The sequence below is a fragment of the Phaeodactylibacter sp. genome (assembly GCF_022763345.1).
Lineage (GTDB): Bacteria > Bacteroidota > Bacteroidia > Chitinophagales > Saprospiraceae > Phaeodactylibacter.
Genome location: NZ_JALEGS010000004.1, coordinates 98,293 through 115,250, shown reverse-complemented (window position 1 = coordinate 115,250; position 16,958 = coordinate 98,293). Strand labels below are relative to the sequence as shown.

At 50.6% G+C, this 16,958-nt stretch carries 22 protein-coding genes; 5 read left to right on the top strand and 17 right to left on the bottom strand.

Annotated elements, in window-relative coordinates; all coding sequences use genetic code 11:
• Positions 1 to 2: 2 nt before the first annotated feature.
• The 3 genes from MRY86_RS27115 (at position 3) to MRY86_RS00800 (ending at position 916) form a co-directional block, all read left to right on the top strand.
• Positions 3 to 164: a T9SS type A sorting domain-containing protein gene (locus MRY86_RS27115; RefSeq protein WP_363325379.1), complete on the top strand. Its 162-nt coding sequence runs from the start codon at positions 3 to 5 to the stop codon at positions 162 to 164.
• Positions 165 to 335: 171 nt separating this feature from the next.
• Complete coding sequence (locus MRY86_RS00805) at positions 336 to 593, top strand: hypothetical protein (protein WP_282782128.1); 258 nt, start codon at positions 336 to 338, stop codon at positions 591 to 593.
• Positions 587 to 916 (top strand): type II toxin-antitoxin system RelE/ParE family toxin, encoded by a 330-nt coding sequence (locus MRY86_RS00800; protein WP_282782127.1) that lies wholly within the window; start codon positions 587 to 589, stop codon positions 914 to 916. Before MRY86_RS00805 ends, MRY86_RS00800 begins: the two co-directional genes overlap by 7 nt.
• 285 nt (positions 917 to 1,201) lie before the next feature.
• Here MRY86_RS00800 and MRY86_RS00795 read toward each other — a convergent pair whose 3' ends face one another.
• The 7 genes from MRY86_RS00795 to MRY86_RS00765 all read right to left on the bottom strand — a co-directional run bounded on the left by MRY86_RS00795 (position 1,202) and on the right by MRY86_RS00765 (position 8,340).
• Complete coding sequence (locus tag MRY86_RS00795) at positions 1,202 to 2,362, bottom strand: ArsA family ATPase (protein ID WP_293564341.1); 1,161 nt, start codon at positions 2,360 to 2,362, stop codon at positions 1,202 to 1,204.
• A gap of 90 nt (positions 2,363 to 2,452) precedes the next feature.
• Complete coding sequence (locus MRY86_RS00790; protein ID WP_293564339.1) at positions 2,453 to 3,043, bottom strand: DUF547 domain-containing protein; 591 nt, start codon at positions 3,041 to 3,043, stop codon at positions 2,453 to 2,455.
• A gap of 127 nt (positions 3,044 to 3,170) precedes the next feature.
• Complete coding sequence (locus MRY86_RS00785; protein WP_293564337.1) at positions 3,171 to 5,180, bottom strand: thioredoxin domain-containing protein; 2,010 nt, start codon at positions 5,178 to 5,180, stop codon at positions 3,171 to 3,173.
• A gap of 7 nt (positions 5,181 to 5,187) precedes the next feature.
• Positions 5,188 to 5,811: a DUF3365 domain-containing protein gene (locus MRY86_RS00780; protein ID WP_293564322.1), complete on the bottom strand. Its 624-nt coding sequence runs from the start codon at positions 5,809 to 5,811 to the stop codon at positions 5,188 to 5,190.
• A gap of 80 nt (positions 5,812 to 5,891) precedes the next feature.
• A complete protein-coding gene (locus tag MRY86_RS00775; RefSeq protein ID WP_293564320.1) occupies positions 5,892 to 7,343 on the bottom strand; it encodes an MBL fold metallo-hydrolase in 1,452 nt (483 codons plus the stop codon).
• A 180-nt stretch (positions 7,344 to 7,523) separates the two neighbouring features.
• The gene (locus MRY86_RS00770; protein WP_044229124.1) at positions 7,524 to 7,904 is read right to left on the bottom strand and encodes a hypothetical protein; all 381 of its coding nucleotides are present in this window, start codon (positions 7,902 to 7,904) and stop codon (positions 7,524 to 7,526) included.
• 13 nt (positions 7,905 to 7,917) lie between these two features.
• The gene (locus MRY86_RS00765; RefSeq protein ID WP_293564317.1) at positions 7,918 to 8,340 is read right to left on the bottom strand and encodes a CBS domain-containing protein; all 423 of its coding nucleotides are present in this window, start codon (positions 8,338 to 8,340) and stop codon (positions 7,918 to 7,920) included.
• Between the two features lie 251 nt (positions 8,341 to 8,591).
• On the opposite strand from MRY86_RS00765, the gene MRY86_RS00760 reads away from it, so the two are divergent.
• Positions 8,592 to 9,125: a hypothetical protein gene (locus tag MRY86_RS00760; RefSeq protein WP_044229117.1), complete on the top strand. Its 534-nt coding sequence runs from the start codon at positions 8,592 to 8,594 to the stop codon at positions 9,123 to 9,125.
• On the opposite strand, the gene MRY86_RS00755 is transcribed toward MRY86_RS00760, so the two are convergent.
• The 9 genes from MRY86_RS00755 to MRY86_RS00715 all read right to left on the bottom strand — a co-directional run bounded on the left by MRY86_RS00755 (position 9,098) and on the right by MRY86_RS00715 (position 15,201).
• Positions 9,098 to 9,304: a hypothetical protein gene (locus tag MRY86_RS00755; protein WP_293564314.1), complete on the bottom strand. Its 207-nt coding sequence runs from the start codon at positions 9,302 to 9,304 to the stop codon at positions 9,098 to 9,100. The genes MRY86_RS00760 and MRY86_RS00755 overlap by 28 nt on opposite strands.
• A gap of 2 nt (positions 9,305 to 9,306) precedes the next feature.
• Positions 9,307 to 10,182, bottom strand: coding sequence for a hypothetical protein (locus MRY86_RS00750; RefSeq protein WP_293564313.1), 876 nt, complete (start codon positions 10,180 to 10,182; stop codon positions 9,307 to 9,309).
• 58 nt (positions 10,183 to 10,240) lie between these two features.
• A complete protein-coding gene (locus tag MRY86_RS00745; protein ID WP_044229110.1) occupies positions 10,241 to 10,702 on the bottom strand; it encodes a GNAT family N-acetyltransferase in 462 nt (153 codons plus the stop codon).
• Positions 10,699 to 11,148: a nuclear transport factor 2 family protein gene (locus MRY86_RS00740; RefSeq protein ID WP_293564310.1), complete on the bottom strand. Its 450-nt coding sequence runs from the start codon at positions 11,146 to 11,148 to the stop codon at positions 10,699 to 10,701. The genes MRY86_RS00745 and MRY86_RS00740 overlap by 4 nt, the downstream gene beginning before the upstream one ends.
• Entirely contained in the window at positions 11,145 to 11,558 is a 414-nt protein-coding gene (locus tag MRY86_RS00735) for a VOC family protein (protein WP_293564308.1), read from the bottom strand. The genes MRY86_RS00740 and MRY86_RS00735 overlap by 4 nt, the downstream gene beginning before the upstream one ends.
• Positions 11,555 to 12,112 (bottom strand): hypothetical protein, encoded by a 558-nt coding sequence (locus MRY86_RS00730; RefSeq protein ID WP_293564306.1) that lies wholly within the window; start codon positions 12,110 to 12,112, stop codon positions 11,555 to 11,557. Before MRY86_RS00730 ends, MRY86_RS00735 begins: the two co-directional genes overlap by 4 nt.
• A gap of 104 nt (positions 12,113 to 12,216) precedes the next feature.
• The gene (cydB, locus tag MRY86_RS00725; protein ID WP_293564304.1) at positions 12,217 to 13,251 is read right to left on the bottom strand and encodes a cytochrome d ubiquinol oxidase subunit II; all 1,035 of its coding nucleotides are present in this window, start codon (positions 13,249 to 13,251) and stop codon (positions 12,217 to 12,219) included.
• A gap of 20 nt (positions 13,252 to 13,271) precedes the next feature.
• Positions 13,272 to 14,651, bottom strand: coding sequence for a cytochrome ubiquinol oxidase subunit I (locus MRY86_RS00720; protein ID WP_293564302.1), 1,380 nt, complete (start codon positions 14,649 to 14,651; stop codon positions 13,272 to 13,274).
• 148 nt (positions 14,652 to 14,799) lie between these two features.
• Positions 14,800 to 15,201 carry a hypothetical protein gene (locus MRY86_RS00715; RefSeq protein WP_293564300.1) on the bottom strand — a complete coding sequence of 134 codons (402 nt, stop codon included), beginning with the start codon at positions 15,199 to 15,201 and terminating at the stop codon, positions 14,800 to 14,802.
• 88 nt (positions 15,202 to 15,289) lie between these two features.
• Here MRY86_RS00715 and MRY86_RS00710 point away from each other — a divergent pair, with 88 nt between their 5' ends.
• The gene (locus MRY86_RS00710; RefSeq protein ID WP_293564298.1) at positions 15,290 to 16,252 is read left to right on the top strand and encodes an ion channel; all 963 of its coding nucleotides are present in this window, start codon (positions 15,290 to 15,292) and stop codon (positions 16,250 to 16,252) included.
• On the opposite strand, the gene MRY86_RS00705 is transcribed toward MRY86_RS00710, so the two are convergent.
• On the bottom strand, positions 16,249 to 16,956 hold the full coding sequence (locus MRY86_RS00705; RefSeq protein ID WP_293564296.1) for a TrkA family potassium uptake protein: 708 nt from the start codon (positions 16,954 to 16,956) through the stop codon (positions 16,249 to 16,251). The two genes, MRY86_RS00710 and MRY86_RS00705, sit on opposite strands and share 4 nt — an antisense overlap.
• Positions 16,957 to 16,958: the final 2 nt, after the last annotated feature.

The window sequence follows — 16,958 nt, the reverse complement described above, 5'->3', positions numbered from 1 at the left end:
TTATTGAAAACCTATCCGGTCAAATGCTTTACACAGAAGACCTGAACTTGAGCCCGGCACCCCGTAGCTGGCAATTAGATGTGGGAGGCTGGCCGAGGGGAGTATATGTGGTTCGCTTGCAAGTAGGAGCGGAGCAAATGGTGCGGAAGTTTGTAAAGGAATGAATCATCAAAACAAAATCAACCAGGTAATAACCAGAAAACCTGCCCCATGTAGAGGATAAGTTGTAGACAGAAAAGGAGGTGGAAACGAAGTTAACCTGCAAACTCCCGCTGCTCCGAGAACGGATTCACCGGTAAAACCGTTATCTTTAGGAATCTACAAAATCAATACTTATGAGCGCTGTAGAAATCAAAGCCGAAATCCAGTCTTACCTGGAGCAAGTGAAAGACGAGAGCTTTTTGAAAGTAGTCCATTCCATGTTGGATACCTATGTTAAAGAGCAAGAAGACCCGATTATTGGTTACGAAATCGATGGCACACCAGTCAGGGCAAGTACAGCGCGGGAAGAGCTGCTGGCAGATGTGGAAGCTGCAAAAAACGGGGAATATATTACTTTGGAAGACTTCCGAAAAGAAGCAGACACATGGTAAAGAAGTATAAGGTCCGGATCACCCCAAAAGCCCGCCAGGATCTTAGCCAAATTGTTCAGTACCTAAGAAGGTCGGAGTCTAACACAGTAGCCACAAATGTAAAGCGAGGCATTATGGAGGCTATTGGCCGGCTTGAAACTTACCCTGAATCACACGAAGCGTTCAAGGAAATCAGTACGGAACAAGTCGTGTTCCGCAGAATGCTGAAGTGGGAATACAAAATAGTATACACAGTAGATAAAGAGGAGTTGGTGGTATTGGTGGTCAAAATATATCACAGCCACCAAAGGCAGGAAGGAATTATTGACGAGCTAAAATCCTAAACGCTTTACCGCTAAACCCACCACGTGTACAGTAAAGCGGTGTTCGTTGCAGCTCCTTCGTGAATCTACTATACAAGCCTTTATTCATGGCCGCCACTGATTATTACCCTTTTGGTTATGAAATGTTGAGCGCCGTGGTAACCGGAAAACGATTTACGAAATCCCGGTCTGTTGCCGGGGCCGGGTTAAGCGTTCTTCCGTCAAGCGCAATTATTTTCATAGGATTCGCTGTTTTGTTGTGTCAGGTTGGAAGTTACAAAAAAGCAAAACAGCAATTGCCCTGTGCTATCTTTTCAGTTGTACTTCCAGCCAGGGGGCTTCAAAGGTATAACCTTCTACCTGCAGGTAATTGGCAAAGCGGGGCAGGGCGATGGTCCGCCTTTGGTTGCCAATGGATACGACGAGCTCGTCCCCGTATTTGTTGACGGTGAAATCTTTGTCCTGTACAAAAGGGAGTTTCAGGCGGGCGATGTAGCCTCCAGAGGTTTCCCGCAGTTCGAAGGGCTTATCCTGATACAGCACTTCCGTAAAGTCTTTCCGGTCGCCGTAAAGCGACTGCCCGATTTCCTGTAGCAGTTCCTGCCCAAACACCTCCCGCCCCTGATGGGCGAGTTTGAAAATGGGCAGGGGCTGAAAACTTTGCTCGATTTCCTCCAGGTAGTCCGCCTGTTGGTCCAGGTACTGCTCAAAACCTCCCGCCCGGGCTGCTTCCGGCAAAATGCGGTTGACGAGCACCGCATCCACATTATAACCATAAAGCTGCAGGTAGGTCAATGCCCGTTTGGCTTCCCGGATGACCATGCGCTCCGGATTAAGGACAACGCGTATACTTGAAATCTCCGGGTCCTGCATGACTTTCTGTATGCGTTCCAGCTTGTCAAAGAGCCGCTCCAGTTCGTCCAGCCCATAGTCCAATGGGATACCCGTCATGCCCCGGACCATTGCCCCAAACCCCTTCATGGCAAACCGTTGTCCCGGGAAGGCTTTCATGACCCAGGACTGTGTGACCTGTGGGAGAGACAGCAGGCTCAGCGTTTCGCCCGTAGGCGCACTGTCAATGACGATAAGGTCATAAAGCCCTTCCCGGTGGTACTCCTCCAGCCACAAAAATGCGGAGGCCTCTTCCATGCCGGGCAGGGCGGAGAGCTCCTCAGCAACTACATTTTCCACTCCCTGAAAGCGGAAGGTGGCCAGCATGAGCTGCCGGACGTTTTCCCAGTGCTTTTTCATGGAATAGTAGACATCCACCTCCTGAGCGAACAGGTTAGGGGCAATCTCCTGAGGCTCGGGGGTGAGCTCCTGATCAAGTGCATCGGAAAGGCTGTGGGCGGGGTCAGTGGAAAGGATAAGGGTCCTTATGCCGGACTGAGCGGCCTGCAGAGCTGTTGCCGCAGCCAGTGTGGTCTTTCCTACCCCTCCCTTTCCGGTGAAGAGCATAATGCGCATAGCTTCGAGATTTAGTTATGCTTTAAAAGGAAAGGCAGGCCAAAAAGTTAAGGAGATATAAGTATCGGAGAGGGTTGACTTAAGGCCGTTTTAAGAGCTGAACCGATAAAGCGCTTCCTGCCAATCATAGGGCTGAAAACGGATTCGCCAGTTGTGCTGCTTCAGGCCCAGGGTGCGGACTAACAATTTTCTGATACCATGAAACCCTCCAAAATCGCCAAGGTACCAGCGCATGAGCGGGGTGGTATGCAAAACGCTCTGTGTTTCGTCAACAACGGTTTCCTGCTCCAGAAAACCGTGTGTGGCAACATCTAATTGCTCGCTGATCATATCTTCCTGGTAAAAACCAATGGGCGGACAGCCGCGTGCCCCACAGTTGAGCGCAAAGTGAATACGGTAATCCGGACGCCGAAGCATCAATTTATAAACGCTTAACCTGAATAAGGGGCTGGGGAGATAGCCCAAAGCCCATTTGGCCCGGCACCGCCTTAGAATCCCGTGTTCAATATCATCAAGGCTGAAGCGTTTACCGGCAATAGGGACAAGGGGCTCCCGAAAAATATCAGGGCGTTCCCACCCCTGTTGCCGCAAAAGCAAAAAGTAAGCATTGTAAATATTGATCCAAAAAGCTTTACGGGCATCCTCGGTATTCAGCGCCTGCTGAAGCTCTGGTATAGTCATAGACATGAGTGCTGCCTCAAGGGGGCGGCTTGGCTTGCGGTCTCGTAGTACCAACAGTAATTGCTCGGCAAGTTGCGGTAAAGTGAGTTTGGATGGTGCTATGGTGAGTGTATTTATTGGGTGAAGATCAGTGTTTGACCACCAGATCAATATCTCTCACCTTGTAAACAGGTCTCTGGCACTGATAGTTCCGGCAAACATAGATTGGAGTTCGGGTATCTTCACCGCGGTGAGCCAGCAGTGGATAAGCCTCGGTTGGCGTATCGGTGCTCATCAGGATGTAGTAACCCCAGTACTGCTGATTGATGGCATGACTTTGGGCAGGCGCTTCGGGGCCAACTACTGCCAGTTCGAGCCAGCCTTGCTCCTGTGCGAGCAGGGCTTGCCCCCAGGTAGCATGGGGCAGGGGGTGCTCCTGCAAACGGGCACGGGCGGCTGCTATCATGGAACTGCTCCGGTCGGTCCATTCCGGCCGGTGGAGCAGTAAGCCGAGTTGTTGCAGGTTCATAGCCATAACGGCGTTGGGTGCAGGGGTGTCTTCTTCGCTTACCTCAAAGGCAAGGTCAGGGGCGTCTTGCAGTGTTTTCGGAACAAAGCTTAGCAGAGGGCTTTGGCGTTTTTGGAACAGGTTATAGGTTTGTTCCGTTGCCGTTCGAGCCTCTTCAAGCCAGTGGGTATCCTGAGTGACTTTATGCGCAAGCAGCAAAGCCTGTATGTAATAAGCATAGCCGTCGAGGTAGGCGTGGTGCGCGCTTCCCTGCTGATGGAGCAGTAAGCCTTCGCTATCGGTTTGGGTTTGTTCGAGTTGCTGTAGGATGGCAAGCCCGGTCTGCAGGTCGGTGGGCTGCTGCGTAACGAGGTAGGCTTCCAGAAAAGCTGATGCAGTGAGGGCGTTCCAGGCGGTCAGGAGCTGTTCGTCCCGGGCGGGACGGGGGCGTTGTTCCCGAAGCCGGAAGAGTTTTGCCTTGCAGCTATCCAGATAAGCCTGAACGGTGGCTTCAGATAGCCCCAATCGGTTGGCAAAGCTGGAAACGGACTGATTGGCATAGAGGATATTCCGGTTGTCCCAGTTGCCCTCCTGCCGAATGTGGTAGTATTCAAAAAACCAGCAAGGCTCCCGGGGCAGCAGGGCGGTCAGTTCATTATATGTCCAGGTGTAAAAAGCGCCTTCGATACCCGCTGTTTCTGCACTGAGCGCAGCATAGAATAACCCACTAGGCGCTTGCAGTTCCCGTTTCAGAAAGCCGAGTGCAGACCGGATTGCCTGGAGGTAAGCCTGCCGGGGCTGCCAGCGCTGTAATTTGCTGAGTAAACTGACCATCAGGGCGTTGTCATAGAGCATTTTCTCAAAATGGGGTACCCGCCACTCGTGGTCTACGGTATACCTTGCAAAACCGCCACCTACAGGATCGTGCAGGCTACCCTGAAGCATGCGCTCCAGAGAATGATGGAGATGCTGATAACTGCTGAGGTCAGAATGGTACCAGGCCTGATGCAAAAGCCACTCCAGCGCCATGGTATTGGGGAATTTACTGCCTTGCCCGAAGCCACCATGACGGGTATCGAAGTGGCGTTGAAGCCCGGCGGCTAAAGATTGGCTGTTTGCGGCCTGTTGCTCAGCTGTTTGGGCAGGAGCCGCCTGCAGGCGCACCATTTTTGTGGCCGTACGGTCGGCTTCGGTTTCTACAGTGCGCCGGTTTTGGTAAAAATTATAAGCGACAAGTTGCAGGGTGTCCATCCATCCGGCACGTTTGGCATTGGCATGAGGAGGGAAATAGGTACCTGCGTAAAAGGGGCGCTGCCCGGGGGTGAGGAAAACATGCAGGGGCCAGCCGCCATCTCCGGTGAGGGCTTCGCAGGCGCGCATGAAGTGGCGGTCGAGGTCTGGCCGTTCTTCCCGGTCAATCTTTATGCAAATGAAGTGTTGATTCATGAATTCCGCGACGGCAGCGTCCTCAAAGCTTTCCCGGGCCATCACATGGCACCAGTGGCAGGTGCTGTACCCGATACTTAGTATGATCGGTTTGTCTTCCTGCCGGGCTTGTGCCAGGGTACGCTCATTCCAGCATCGCCAGTGCACCGGTTGATCGGCATGTTGGCGGAGGTAGGGACTGATGGCGTCGCGGAGTTCATTCATGCCGGCATTAATTCGGTGCGGGGAAGGTGATGCTCCAGATACCGCGCAGGTCGCCGGCTTCATATCCGATGGCGTTGTCTTCAGGGTAAAGTTCCTGAATGATAGCATAGTCTTCGGCTTTCAGGGTCTCGCCCAGTTTGCCATGGCATTTGAGGCAGAGGTCTTGCATCATGATGGGGGCATAAAAAGCGATTTCACCCGAAGCCAGTTGGCGGATTTGGGGTTTGGGCTGCTCACCAGCTGCTGCCTGTGCATGGTAGGCATCGAGGATTTCCTGTTCCCGTGGGGTAGGCGCATCTTTGGGATTGCGGACTTTGTTGCTGGCGCGGCGGATTTGGGCGTTGTACTGCCCGGAGAGGCTATCGACCAGCGGGTAGGCAACGGTGTTGCAGTACTGGGCCGCATTCTTAACACCACCTTCCTGCATCGCAGCTTTGAGCTGCCCGCTGAGGACCTTGAAAGTGCCCATAGCGATTTCCATCCCCTGCTTTTTGTACTGCGCAGTGTCCAGGGTGGAAGGGGCTGAAGCCTCCTCCGTTGGTGTTTTTTCGGAATCTTTGGACGGCGAACATGCCGTGCTCATGGCAAAGACACCGAGCACAACGGCCAGAATAGTCAGTAAAGATTTCATGTTAATAGGATTGATTGGTGTTGTGAAAACAGAAATAGCCCGGCTACCGAAGTCGCCGGGCTTATAAAAGGCCTTTCTATTTATGCGACGGCGTTGATCGCCTCGTCAATCGTGTCTTGTGACAGTGTGCTTGGGCAAGCGTAGTCCGTTACCGGTGCTTCACTCGCTTCGATCGCGCGCCATCCGCCGATGATGTCCACCAAATTGTGGAAGCCCCGGGCTTTGAGGATGGAAGCGGTGATCAGGGAGCGATAGCCGCCCAGACAGTGCAGGTAGTACGTTTCGCTGCGCTCCAGCCGGTTCATATTCTTGTTGATATAATCCAGCGGGAAGTTGCGGGCTGTAGTGACATGCTGGGAGAGGAACTCTGTTGGCTTGCGCACATCAAGCGTAGTGGGCACCTCGCCCTCAGCCAGGCGCTTAGCGTATTCCACTGCGGTGATGGCTTCTACCGAATCGGTTTCTTTGCCAGCGGCTTTCCAGGCATCAATACCTCCGTTAAGGAAGCCCAGGGTGTTGTCGTAGCCTACGCGGGCCAAACGGGTCACCACTTCTTCTTCCCGGCCGGCTTCTGCGAGGAAAACGATAGGTTGCTGCAGATCGCCGATCAGAGCGCCCACCCAAGGCGCGAAGTTGCCGTCGATACCGATAAAGATGGAATTCGGGATGTGGCTTTCGCGGAAAGCGGCTTCGCTGCGGGTGTCGAGTACGAGTGCTTCATGCTGCTCTACAACCTCTTCGAAAGAAGCGGGGTCGAGGGCAACGGCACCAGTTTCCAGCACCTGATCAAAGCTGGCGTAACCGGCTTTGTTCATTTTCGCGTTTGCGGCGAAATACTGCGGTGGTGGCATCAGGCCAGCGGTCAGCTCTTTGATGAACTCCTCTTTGGTCATATCGGCACGCAGGGCATAGTTGGTCTTCTTCTGATTGCCAAGCGTGTCCCAGGTTTCATCGCTCATATTCTTGCCGCAGGCAGAGCCTGCACCGTGGCCGGGATATACGATGACCTCATTGGGCAGCGTCATGATTTTCTCACGCAGACTGTCAAAAAGCCATCCTGCGAGGTCTTCGGTGGTGACTTCTCCAGTCTTCTGTGCCAGGTCCGGGCGGCCTACGTCACCAATGAAGAGGGTGTCGCCGGTAAAGATGCTGTGTTCCTTTCCTTTCTCATCAATAAGCAGGAAGGTGGTGCTTTCCGGGGTGTGGCCTGGGGTGTGGAGGACCTTGATGGTCAGCTTACCCAGTTTGATCTCTTCGCCATCAGTAGCCATATGCTTATCGAAAGCGGTTTCTGCTTTCGGGCCGTAAACGATGGTGGCACCGGTTTTTTTCGCCAGGTCGATGTGCCCGGAAACAAAGTCTGCGTGGAAGTGGGTTTCGAAAATATACTTCAGTTCTGCCCCTTCCTCGCGCAGTTTGTCAAGGTAGGGTTTGGTTTCACGCAATGGGTCAATGATGGCTGCTTCGCCGTCGCTTTCAATGTAGTAAGCGGCTTCTGCAAGGCACCCGGTATAAATCTGTTCGACTTTCATGTTTATCGAGAATTTTTAGTGTTCGGTTCAAATGAATAACACTACAAAGGTAAGGGAGGATGAACGTTAGATCAGTGACGGGCGTCACAAATTAGGCAGGCAAAAAAAAGCCTGCTGCAAATAGTGCTACAGCAGGCTTGGTTTGGTTTCGCTGGTTTTAAATGTTGTCAGGTTGGCTGGCTATAAATATTTGGCCAGGAAGCCGTAAAACTTACGCTTCAGGTCACTGTAAATATTGCGGTAGGACTCCATTTCTCCCTTCATGTACTCGTGGAAGTCAGGATCTGCGGGGACTTCTTCGCCGCGGCGCATCGCTTCGCCAATTTTTTGTTCGTGTACTTTGATGTTGTGGTGCAATTCTTCCAGTACCTCACGTTGGCGGATGAACTGATTTTGAAACTGCTCCAAAAGGCTAAGCACTTTCATTTCATTATTCTTGTTCACAAGGTCCTCCAGACGGTGCTCGTAGATTTTGAGCTCGTCGGAGAAAAAGCTCAGCTCGTTCATCCAGAGACGGTGTTCGAAGTGGAGCTTCTCAATTGAATTCGTTGTCGTCACCATATCAGTTTATTTTTTATTCGGTTAATTGTTTGCGTTGTTCCAGCAGGTAGCGGAGCAGGTCCTGAGTGGTAATGATGCCCACCAGGGTGTCGCCGTCTACGACCGGGAGGGCATGCATGATGTTGGACAGAAAAACAGTAGCTACCTCGTGCACTGGTGTGTCGGGGGTTGTAGTAGCGAGCTGTCGGGTCATAATATCCTGTACCAGTACAGATTCGATGTCCTGTCGGAAATGAGCCAGCAGGTGATTGGCCCTGGAAAAATCGGATCGGGTGACAAGCCCTTTGAGCTGCCCTTCCTCATTGACAACAGGAATGTGGTGGATATTGTAAGCCCGGAAGCACTGCTCGATGGCCTGCAGGTTGTCTTCTGGCTTTAGCACCACGAGGTCCCGGCTCATCAGTTCACTTACAGGAATGGGGATGGATTTGATCATGATGCTGTTGGTTAGTTGTGTATTGGCAAGATGCGCAAGCTTCCCGCGGGTTGCGATGAGGTTTGTCAGGAGGGGTAGTGAGGTTTGTCAGGATTTGATTTTATGGTCAGGTAGCTACTGGACTAAGTTTATACGCTGTTGTTACCATTGAACCTGGGCTGTCAAAAAGTTCTTAATCCAATATTGGAAAAAGCCAGCTGATTTTAATCAAAATATTACCTTTGGAAATCGTCAGGACTAAACCTCTGTATATGCAAACACAAATCTCAGAAAGTGCCATACAGCTCCTGCTAGAGCGGCATAGTTTTATAGTGACATCTCAGCAAGATGGTGGATTGGTCATTACCCGAAGCAAATTCAGGAACAGGAATCTGCAGCTATACTTATATACTGCAGTTATCGGTGCGATAATCAGTACTATAGCCCTTTTCTATATCCGGTCTCGGATAGTGGGTATCCCCGTTTTGCTAAGCGTGACTGCATTGATAGCATACATGAATATGCGGGAGCGTGAAAAAGAAGCCCAAAAAAAGTCTGCAACACTGAGCTCGAAGGAAATAGCGATCAAAGAAGGGTTCAAGGTGAGGCGGGTCAATGTTGAAGACATAGCGGAGCTGAATACCAAAGTACTCCCTTACGATCAGCTTTTCGTAGGCACAATTGCCATTTTGACCCACGATGGGCGCTGCTATGAATTTCTGGAGTTTTTCGGTGATGAGGAAGATAGCCTCCGGGAAGATTTGGTGAAATTTTCCAATTACCTCATTGACCGGTTTATGTCCTGAACTAAACACGTCAAAGCCTTCCCGGATTCAATAGTAGAGATGCCAAAGGGCTGAAAGACATACAGGAACAGCGCTACAAACAGGCTGATGAGCGCAATATTCCGGAAATACTTCGTCCAGCTTTCCGTCTCCGGAAAAGGTTTTTGCAGGAACTGCCGGATGTTAGCAAAAAAGGACATAATCAGGGATTTTGAATACCGATCGATTCTGAAGCCTCCTTCTTTTTTTGATCCTCTATCGACTGTTTCATCTCTTCTGTTATTTTTTGGACTTCCCATTTTGCAGAGAATGGGGCTTTTATTACGGGGGGTGCTGAGGCAATTAATGCAAACACCCCTAATAGAATGGCCAGAATAGCCCAGACACATCCTTGATTAGTCTCCTCTTCAACGCTACTGACATCTGTACTTTGCCCGCCAGAAAAGAAAAAAACCAAAAGAATAGATAGCAGTAATAATATACCAATCATCAGAGCGATGCCTAACCCCACGCCCAATGCTAAGCCACCAATCACTCCGGTAGCCAACCCAAATTTATTCTTGATGGTGATCTTTAAAATGTCGGCCCTAGGGATTTCTTTAAAAGCATCGCCATGCAAGTCCAATATAAGATGGGTGGGCGTGATGTCATGTAATTTAGAAATACGAGTGCGTTTATATCCACTTTCTTTGTAGACCACCTTGATTTTGATGCCCTTTTGAAGCCGCTTTTGTATTTTTTTATTAGCAGTTGAGGTGAAAAGCCACTCCGGAAGGGGAGGGGCTGGTCTTTTTGATTCTTCTTTTATTGCCCTGAAGTCAACAGACTGGCTGGAATCTATCGGGTTGGTTTCACGATGTTGTTTAATGTCTGCTACCATTTTTAATGGTATAGACTGAGCTCGGTTCCGTTTGCCTGTGCACATTCTGCAATATACCTTCTCATCAGCGATGGAGTCAATTAATACGAGTAAGGTGCGATCAGGATGTAAAATCAGCGTGTCACAATTTTCCTGAGCCTTCACGAATGAAAAAAACAGCAAACAAACGAAGGCAGTGAGGAATCGGAGGTGGTACATGGTGTAATGGGGTTTGTGTGTAGCTAAAATACAAAGTTATCCGCAGAGTTAGCAATGTTTAAGGCAGCAGTAGCTCCAGGACAAGGCGGTGACGGCAGTGGATACCATTTTCGATAATAGGCGCTGCGTAGTTTTTGGTAAAGTAATGCCGCTCCAGGCGCAGCAGCTCGAATCCTGCTTTTTGGTAGAACGCCAGCTGCCCAATACTGGAATTGCCAGTAGCGACCTGCAAGCGTTGAAACCCCTGCCTTTTAGCCTCAGCAATCAGAAAATTAAGCAGTTGCTTTCCCATCCCTTTGCCCTGAAGCCCGGGCTTGATCGCAATATTCATAAGCTCGGCGGTGGGTTCAGGCTCTTCTTCCACAGCTTGAAGCACCGCCACGCCGCAGATGGTGTCCGTTTCCATAACCCAAACCTGGCCGGTACGGCAGTAAGCCTGTACTTTTGCTTCGTCCGGATCAGCCTCCAGCAGAAGTGGCATAGGCAGGGATTGACTGCGCTCAAGTCGCCGGAAGGTCATCGGGCCATATACTTTTCGAGGCTGCGGCGGGCAGAAGCCTGTACCTTTTTTTGGAAAAAGGGCGTCCAGCCAATGAGGTAACCTGTGGTGCCAAAGGCTTGCTGTGCCCACCGGTAAAAGTTGAACTCATCCTTGTGCCGGTAGATTTTCCCGTCCCGCAGCTCAAAGTTGGCCTGTATGTTATTGATGATTTTTCGCCCTGTTGCGGAAAAGGTGTAGATCGCCTGCCAGTTGGCAGAGGCGTGGTTACCCCGCAGGTGCACATCTGAGAAACTCAACTCCAGGTCTTTGCCGGCAGAGACGAGCATGGCCCACATCGCGCAGGTCTCCTCATAGTTGAGGCCGGGAAATACCGGGTCGGCAAACCGGGCATCAGGAGCGTAGCAGGCCTGCATGGCGGCGCTGTCTTTGCGTTGGAAGGCGGTGTAAAAGTCTTGAATAATCATTTGGTACGGGCTTCAATCATTTGGTCATAGTACTCATCATTAGGCTCCCATAGCTCAATACGACGGTCATCAGCATCCAGGATATGGACAAATTTTCCGTATTCGTAAGTTGCAATTTCATCGATAATGGTCACGCCTTCTGCCCTTAATTCAATCACAAGTGCCTCAAGATCGTCTACACGAAAACTGATCATAAAGTCTTGATCGGTAGAGCCAAAATAGTCGGTATGGTGATCAAATGGGCTCCAAAGTGTAAAGCCTTTTTGGTCGGGTTGGTCTGCATGCCGCCATTCAAAATTTGTTCCATACGGTCCCACCCGCAGGCCCAGATGTTTCTGGTACCAGGCTTTGGTGTTTTCCGGGTCTTTAGAACGGAAAAAGATACCGCCCAGGCTTGTTACTTTTTTCATGATTCAGGAGGTTCTGATTCTGATAATTGATGTTCCCGGATCACGGCCTGGAAGTTAGCAAGATGATCCATTTCGAAAATTGGTAACTGGTTATCTAATTGAAGATGGCTATATCCCATACCTTGAGGAGCAGATTTCCAGGGCCCGTAGCTCTCTGAGAATTGAACAGAATTGCCATCAATGCCTTCAATGCGCAGGAGGACGACATAACTGCTTCGGGCATCATGCTTCCCACCCGATGGATCAAACTCGTAGGTCCACCAAAGGAAGGTTTGTAAAGGCCCCTTGCAGTAAAACTGCACACCCTTTTTCTCAATAGTAAGCTCCAATACTTTTTTACCCCTCAGTAGTTGTACTGCGTAAGTACGCCTTTTAAGGCGATTCCACTCAAATACTATTGAACTGCCCGTAATAAAAAGAACTGCCCACCAGCCACTTACAGGCAAAAAATCCCCTACAACAAATACAACAATACTTAATAGGAGTAGAAACCCTGTCCACCAGAAAGGTTGAAAGCTTTCAGCTTTAGGAATGGCTTTGGAGTGGTAGAGCATGTTTTCCATATCAGACCACTAAAATAAAAAAAAGGCAGGGAATTCCTCCCTGCCCGAATGGTTTCGTCTGCATGAAACCAAAAATGATCGTCATGAAATAAGTCTTAATAGCTGGTTTCGTCCAGCTCTACCTTGCCCCGGAAAGTCCAAAAGACAAAAGCCGTATACGCCAGTACTAATGGTGTCCCGATAGCCGCAATGGTAAGCATTATGCCGAGTGATTTTTCAGAGGCGGCCGCATTGTAAATCGTAATATTGTAAGCCTCGTCTACAGTGGACAGCAGCATCACCGGATAGAGCTCAATCGCTACGACGATCAGCAGCAGGCTCATGGTGATAGCTGAGAAAATAAACCCATCCCGAAACCGCCGCTTGGAGATCAGGCGCGGGATGTTGGCAATGCTTAAAAAGGCAAGCACGGGCACAACGAACAGCCACGGCAAATCTTTGAAGCGGTCTGTCAGGTGTGGGATGTAAATCAGGGTATATAGGGTGACCAGGCTAAACGTTACGATAAAAAAGATAATCGCGCGCCGGGCCAGAATAGACAGTTTGGCGTACAGCCGCCCTTCCGTTTTCATCAGGAGGTAAAGTGCACCGTGAGTAGAGAATAACGCCAGTGTCGTGACACCCACGAGCAGGGCATAGGGGTTGAGAAACTCCAGCCAGTGCCCCTGAAAGTTGCCCTGCGGCCCGATTTCAATCCCGATCAGCACGTTGCCCAGCACAACACCCAGCAGGACAGAAAGGGCAGTACTCGCCACGCTGTAGCTAATATCCCACATGGTCCGCCACCACTTCATTTCCTCCTTGCTTCGGAATTCAATCGATATTGCTCTAAAGATGAGGAACAAAAGAAACAACATAAACGGGATGTACATACCCGAGAACAAACTGGCATAGACCACCGGGAACCCTGCAAAGAGGGCACCTCCACCAATCACAAGCCAAACCTCATTGCCATCCCAGACCGGCCCCACCGCATTGAGGGCGATGCGCCGGCTTTTTTCTTTCTTAAAAAACAAATGTAAAGCTCCGGCTCCCAGGTCAAACCCATCGAGTATAGCGTAGCCGCTGAACAGCCCGCCAATGACGAGGAACCAAAGTGTCGGATAATCCAATCCAAATAAAGTTGCCATATCTTTTCAGGTTAGCTTTTCTATAATTTTCCTGCTGCTTCCGCCATTTCTTCATGCCGGGAACGGTGGTCCAGCAGTTGGTCTTCGCTCGGGCCATGCTTGATCTTTTTGTTCAGCATGTAAATGAACAAGGCAAACAACAGCGCATAAACCAGGAAAAACATGATCAGCGAGAACAGAACCTGATTGGCCTGTACGGAAGCCGAAAGCGCATCACTGGTCCGCAGCAAGCCGTAGACCACCCAGGGCTGTCTGCCCATTTCGGCTGCAAACCAGCCAAACTGATTGGCAAGATTTGGCAGCAGGACTGCAAAGACAAAGACCCAAAGCAGCCAGCGTTGCTCAAACAGTTTGCCCCGCCACCACTGAAAGGAGGCGTAAAGCGTCAGCGCAATCATAAGCATCCCAAATGCCACCATGAAGTGGTAAAACTGGAAAATAGCATTCAGTGCCGGTGGCTGATCTTCGATGGGGAAGGCATTCAGACCGGTGACCGGCTCATTGAAGTCGAAATGGAGCAGGAAGGAAAGGCCGCCCGGAATCGGGATGCCGGTGACCTGCTGCGACTCTTTGTCCACCCAACCCATCAGGTACATATCTGCCGGCGCATCAGCTTCGAAGTGGCCCTCGAGTGCAGCCAGTTTGGCGGGCTGATTTTCGGCGACCCCATCTGCTGAGGCATGACCGGCGACCAGTTGCCCCAATGAGACAATGGTGGCTACAATCAGGGCGATTTTAAAGGCTTTTTTGGATAGCTCCACATGGCGGTTGCGCAGGAGGTAATAGGCATGCACGCTCAGTACCAGAAAAGCGCCCGCCAGGAAAGCACCCAGCCACACGTGGACCAGCCGTTCCACACTCGACGGGTTGAAGACCATCGCCCAGAAGTCGGTGATTTCCGCCCGGGCATCCAGGCCTTCGCCCACCACATGAAAGCCAGCCGGTGTCTGCTGCCAGGAGTTGGCAACCACTATCCATACCGCGCTAAACATAGAGCCCAGCCAAACGCCCAGCGTAGCAATGAAGTGTACTCGCGGGCTAACCCGGTTCCAGCCAAAAAGCAATACGCCCAAAAAGCCACTTTCCAAAGCAAAGGCAAAAATCCCCTCAGCGGCCAGCGCGCTGCCAAAGACATCACCCACATACTTTGAATAGGTGGCCCAGTTGGTACCAAACTCAAACTCCATAACAATACCTGTGGCCACACCAATGCCAAAGGTCAATGCAAAGATTTTGGTCCAAAACTTCGCCAATACGTGGTATTCCTTATTACCGGTGCGCAGGTACTGCCCCTCCAGGGCGACCATGATCAATCCCAGACCAATGCTCAGTGGAGGGTAGATGTAGTGGAACGATACCGTAAAGGCGAATTGAATTCTGGAAAGAATTTCTACGTCCATTATTATCGGTTTTATGTGAGGTCAGCCGGCTTTCTCAGGAAGGCTGCCAACATTGTGTTTGATTCGGTGGTACTTTTTGTATCCACTCCAAAAATAACGGTAAAACAGCCCATTTTGTCAGGGCTTTTCCGGGAGTCTGTGGTACTTTTTACTTATTTCCCTGCCGGTCCTGCAGTTCATGGCTGATCATCTCCCCAACCCGGTCAAGGTGGCCCTGCCCTTTGAAAAAGGTGTGCATAAAATAGAGCCCGAAGAAGAACAGCAGAAAAGAAAAAGGAAAGAAAGCCAGAAAAATAAGCCCCAGCCGGGCCATGCCGATTTTGAGGCAAAGCCCCCACAGGACTAACCAAACCGGTGAGGTAGCCACCGCACCGATGAAAAAACGCTGGAACTTTTTAAAGAGGGTATTCTTTACCTCCCATTGCCCACGTAGCCGTAACAACTGTCCGGTAGGATAGAAGGAGGCGCCCAAGGACTCCAGCTCTGACAGTTCATCAGCGGCACCTTGTTCGAGGTTCTTCAGTAAGTGGTCGAGATCATCGGGGCGCATGGCTTATAGGTATCTCTTTTTGATCTTAAACGGAAAGATGGGCAAAGAGTTGAGAAAAGCAGAATCCAGACTTTCTTAAATTAGAGGCATGAAACTGAGAGATATAACTTCATCCTTAACCGGGCGCGCTGCTGCTTCTGATAACGACCTCGGCTTCGGCAGTGGCATTACGTCTGGCGAAGACCGGCTGATTAACCGAGACGGTTCCTACAATATCCTTCGCCGTGGCGGTAAAGCATGGCGGCCCTATCAGGCATTGGTGGAAATGTCCTGGTTGCGCTTTTTCGCGCTGATCACAGCGATTTACATCGTGGTGAATTCTGTTTTCGCACTGATTTACCTGACCATCGGTCTGGAATATTTATCGGGTGCAGAACCCGCTAACTCGCCTGTGGGTGATTTTTTTGTTGCATTTTTCTTTAGTGTCCAGACTTTTACCACGGTAGGTTATGGTGCGATCAGTCCCACCGGCATCGCAGCCAATATCATTGCTTCCATTGATGCATTAGTGGGCCTGATGGGGTTTGCGCTGGCTACGGGGCTTTTCTTTGCCCGCTTTGCGCAGCCGCAGTCAAGTATTTTGTTCAGTAAGAAAGCCGTCATTCGGCCTTACAAGGATACGCCCTACGAGAGTTTCCAGTTCCAAATCGTCAATCAGCGCAACAACAAGCTGATCAATCTTAGTGCCAAGGTCAGTATGTCATGGGTAAGTGAAGATGAAAAAGGGCGTAAGGCCCGGCGCTTTACCCTGCTTGAACTGGAACGGGATAAAGTCTTTCTCTTTCCCCTCAATTGGGTGCTTGTGCACATCATTGATAAGGACAGCCCGCTATGGCAAAAGACCCCGGAGGAACTGGAAGCTATGCAGCCCGAATTTCTGGTACTGCTTCAGGGTTACGATGAGACCTTCGCTCAGGATATCCATGCCAATAGTTCCTACATATTCAGGGATTTGGTCTGGGGCAAGAAATTCCGGCGCATGTATTTCCAGGAAGCAGGGCATACCGTGCTGGAATTGGACCGGATTGATGAATTGGAAGAAGAGGTTTAGTCTTCTGAATGATCTTCATAAGCTTCCAGCATATCTTGTATCTGCTGCGTTTTGCCAAAAAGGACCAGCCGGTCGGATGCCTGAAGGGTGGTATCCGGGCGCACCACGCCTATCACTTCCCGGTAACCTTTGCTGACGCCCCAGATGGACCGGCGCTTGCGTTCTTTCAGTAGGGTGACGATGGTGACGGACCACTCATCTGGCAAAGCCAGTTCCTCCACGGTCTTATCTATCATTTTTTCCGGTACCTTGACTTCAAGAATACTGAATTGGCTGTCGAGTGTCAGTGATTTCAAGGCACCGTCCACCAGTAACCGGTTGGCCAGTTGATCAGCAAATTCGGCTTCCGGATGGATGATCTCGTCCACCCCCATGGCTTCCAATATGGTATGATGAATATCGGAAATGGCCCGGGCAATAAGGGTAGCGTCTTTTCGCCGCTCTTTGGCAAAAGCAGTAGCGGTCACAGAAGCACCAATGTCCTCACCTATGGTCACAAGGATGGTGTCTGCCCCTTCCAGCGGTAGTTTATCCATACTAAGTTCGTCGGAAGTATCCAGCTCAATGGTATGGGTGAGCCCATCCTTTAGCAGGTTCACAGGCTCGGGGCGCTTGTCCACGCCAATCACCTCGTGACCGTCTTCCACAAGCCGCAGCCCAAGTGTAGCCCCAAAATTCCCAAGACCGATAATGATAAACTTCATAA

Coding starts and splice junctions, on each gene's coding strand:
- MRY86_RS00760 (WP_044229117.1), top strand. CDS start 8,592: ATGCAAACACAAATCTCAGAAAGTGCCATACAGCTCCTGCTAGAGCGG.
- MRY86_RS00715 (WP_293564300.1), bottom strand. CDS start 15,201: ATGCGCCCCGATGATCTCGACCACTTACTGAAGAACCTCGAACAAGGT.
- cydB (WP_293564304.1), bottom strand. CDS start 13,251: ATGGCAACTTTATTTGGATTGGATTATCCGACACTTTGGTTCCTCGTC.
- MRY86_RS00785 (WP_293564337.1), bottom strand. CDS start 5,180: ATGAATGAACTCCGCGACGCCATCAGTCCCTACCTCCGCCAACATGCC.
- MRY86_RS00755 (WP_293564314.1), bottom strand. CDS start 9,304: ATGTCCTTTTTTGCTAACATCCGGCAGTTCCTGCAAAAACCTTTTCCG.
- MRY86_RS00780 (WP_293564322.1), bottom strand. CDS start 5,811: ATGAAATCTTTACTGACTATTCTGGCCGTTGTGCTCGGTGTCTTTGCC.
- MRY86_RS00775 (WP_293564320.1), bottom strand. CDS start 7,343: ATGAAAGTCGAACAGATTTATACCGGGTGCCTTGCAGAAGCCGCTTAC.
- MRY86_RS00735 (WP_293564308.1), bottom strand. CDS start 11,558: ATGAAAAAAGTAACAAGCCTGGGCGGTATCTTTTTCCGTTCTAAAGAC.
- MRY86_RS00745 (WP_044229110.1), bottom strand. CDS start 10,702: ATGACCTTCCGGCGACTTGAGCGCAGTCAATCCCTGCCTATGCCACTT.
- MRY86_RS00705 (WP_293564296.1), bottom strand. CDS start 16,956: ATGAAGTTTATCATTATCGGTCTTGGGAATTTTGGGGCTACACTTGGG.
- MRY86_RS00750 (WP_293564313.1), bottom strand. CDS start 10,182: ATGTACCACCTCCGATTCCTCACTGCCTTCGTTTGTTTGCTGTTTTTT.
- MRY86_RS00790 (WP_293564339.1), bottom strand. CDS start 3,043: ATGACTATACCAGAGCTTCAGCAGGCGCTGAATACCGAGGATGCCCGT.
- MRY86_RS00730 (WP_293564306.1), bottom strand. CDS start 12,112: ATGCTCTACCACTCCAAAGCCATTCCTAAAGCTGAAAGCTTTCAACCT.
- MRY86_RS00740 (WP_293564310.1), bottom strand. CDS start 11,148: ATGATTATTCAAGACTTTTACACCGCCTTCCAACGCAAAGACAGCGCC.
- MRY86_RS00770 (WP_044229124.1), bottom strand. CDS start 7,904: ATGGTGACGACAACGAATTCAATTGAGAAGCTCCACTTCGAACACCGT.
- MRY86_RS00800 (WP_282782127.1), top strand. CDS start 587: ATGGTAAAGAAGTATAAGGTCCGGATCACCCCAAAAGCCCGCCAGGAT.
- MRY86_RS00805 (WP_282782128.1), top strand. CDS start 336: ATGAGCGCTGTAGAAATCAAAGCCGAAATCCAGTCTTACCTGGAGCAA.
- MRY86_RS00795 (WP_293564341.1), bottom strand. CDS start 2,362: ATGCGCATTATGCTCTTCACCGGAAAGGGAGGGGTAGGAAAGACCACA.
- MRY86_RS00765 (WP_293564317.1), bottom strand. CDS start 8,340: ATGATCAAATCCATCCCCATTCCTGTAAGTGAACTGATGAGCCGGGAC.
- MRY86_RS00710 (WP_293564298.1), top strand. CDS start 15,290: ATGAAACTGAGAGATATAACTTCATCCTTAACCGGGCGCGCTGCTGCT.
- MRY86_RS00720 (WP_293564302.1), bottom strand. CDS start 14,651: ATGGACGTAGAAATTCTTTCCAGAATTCAATTCGCCTTTACGGTATCG.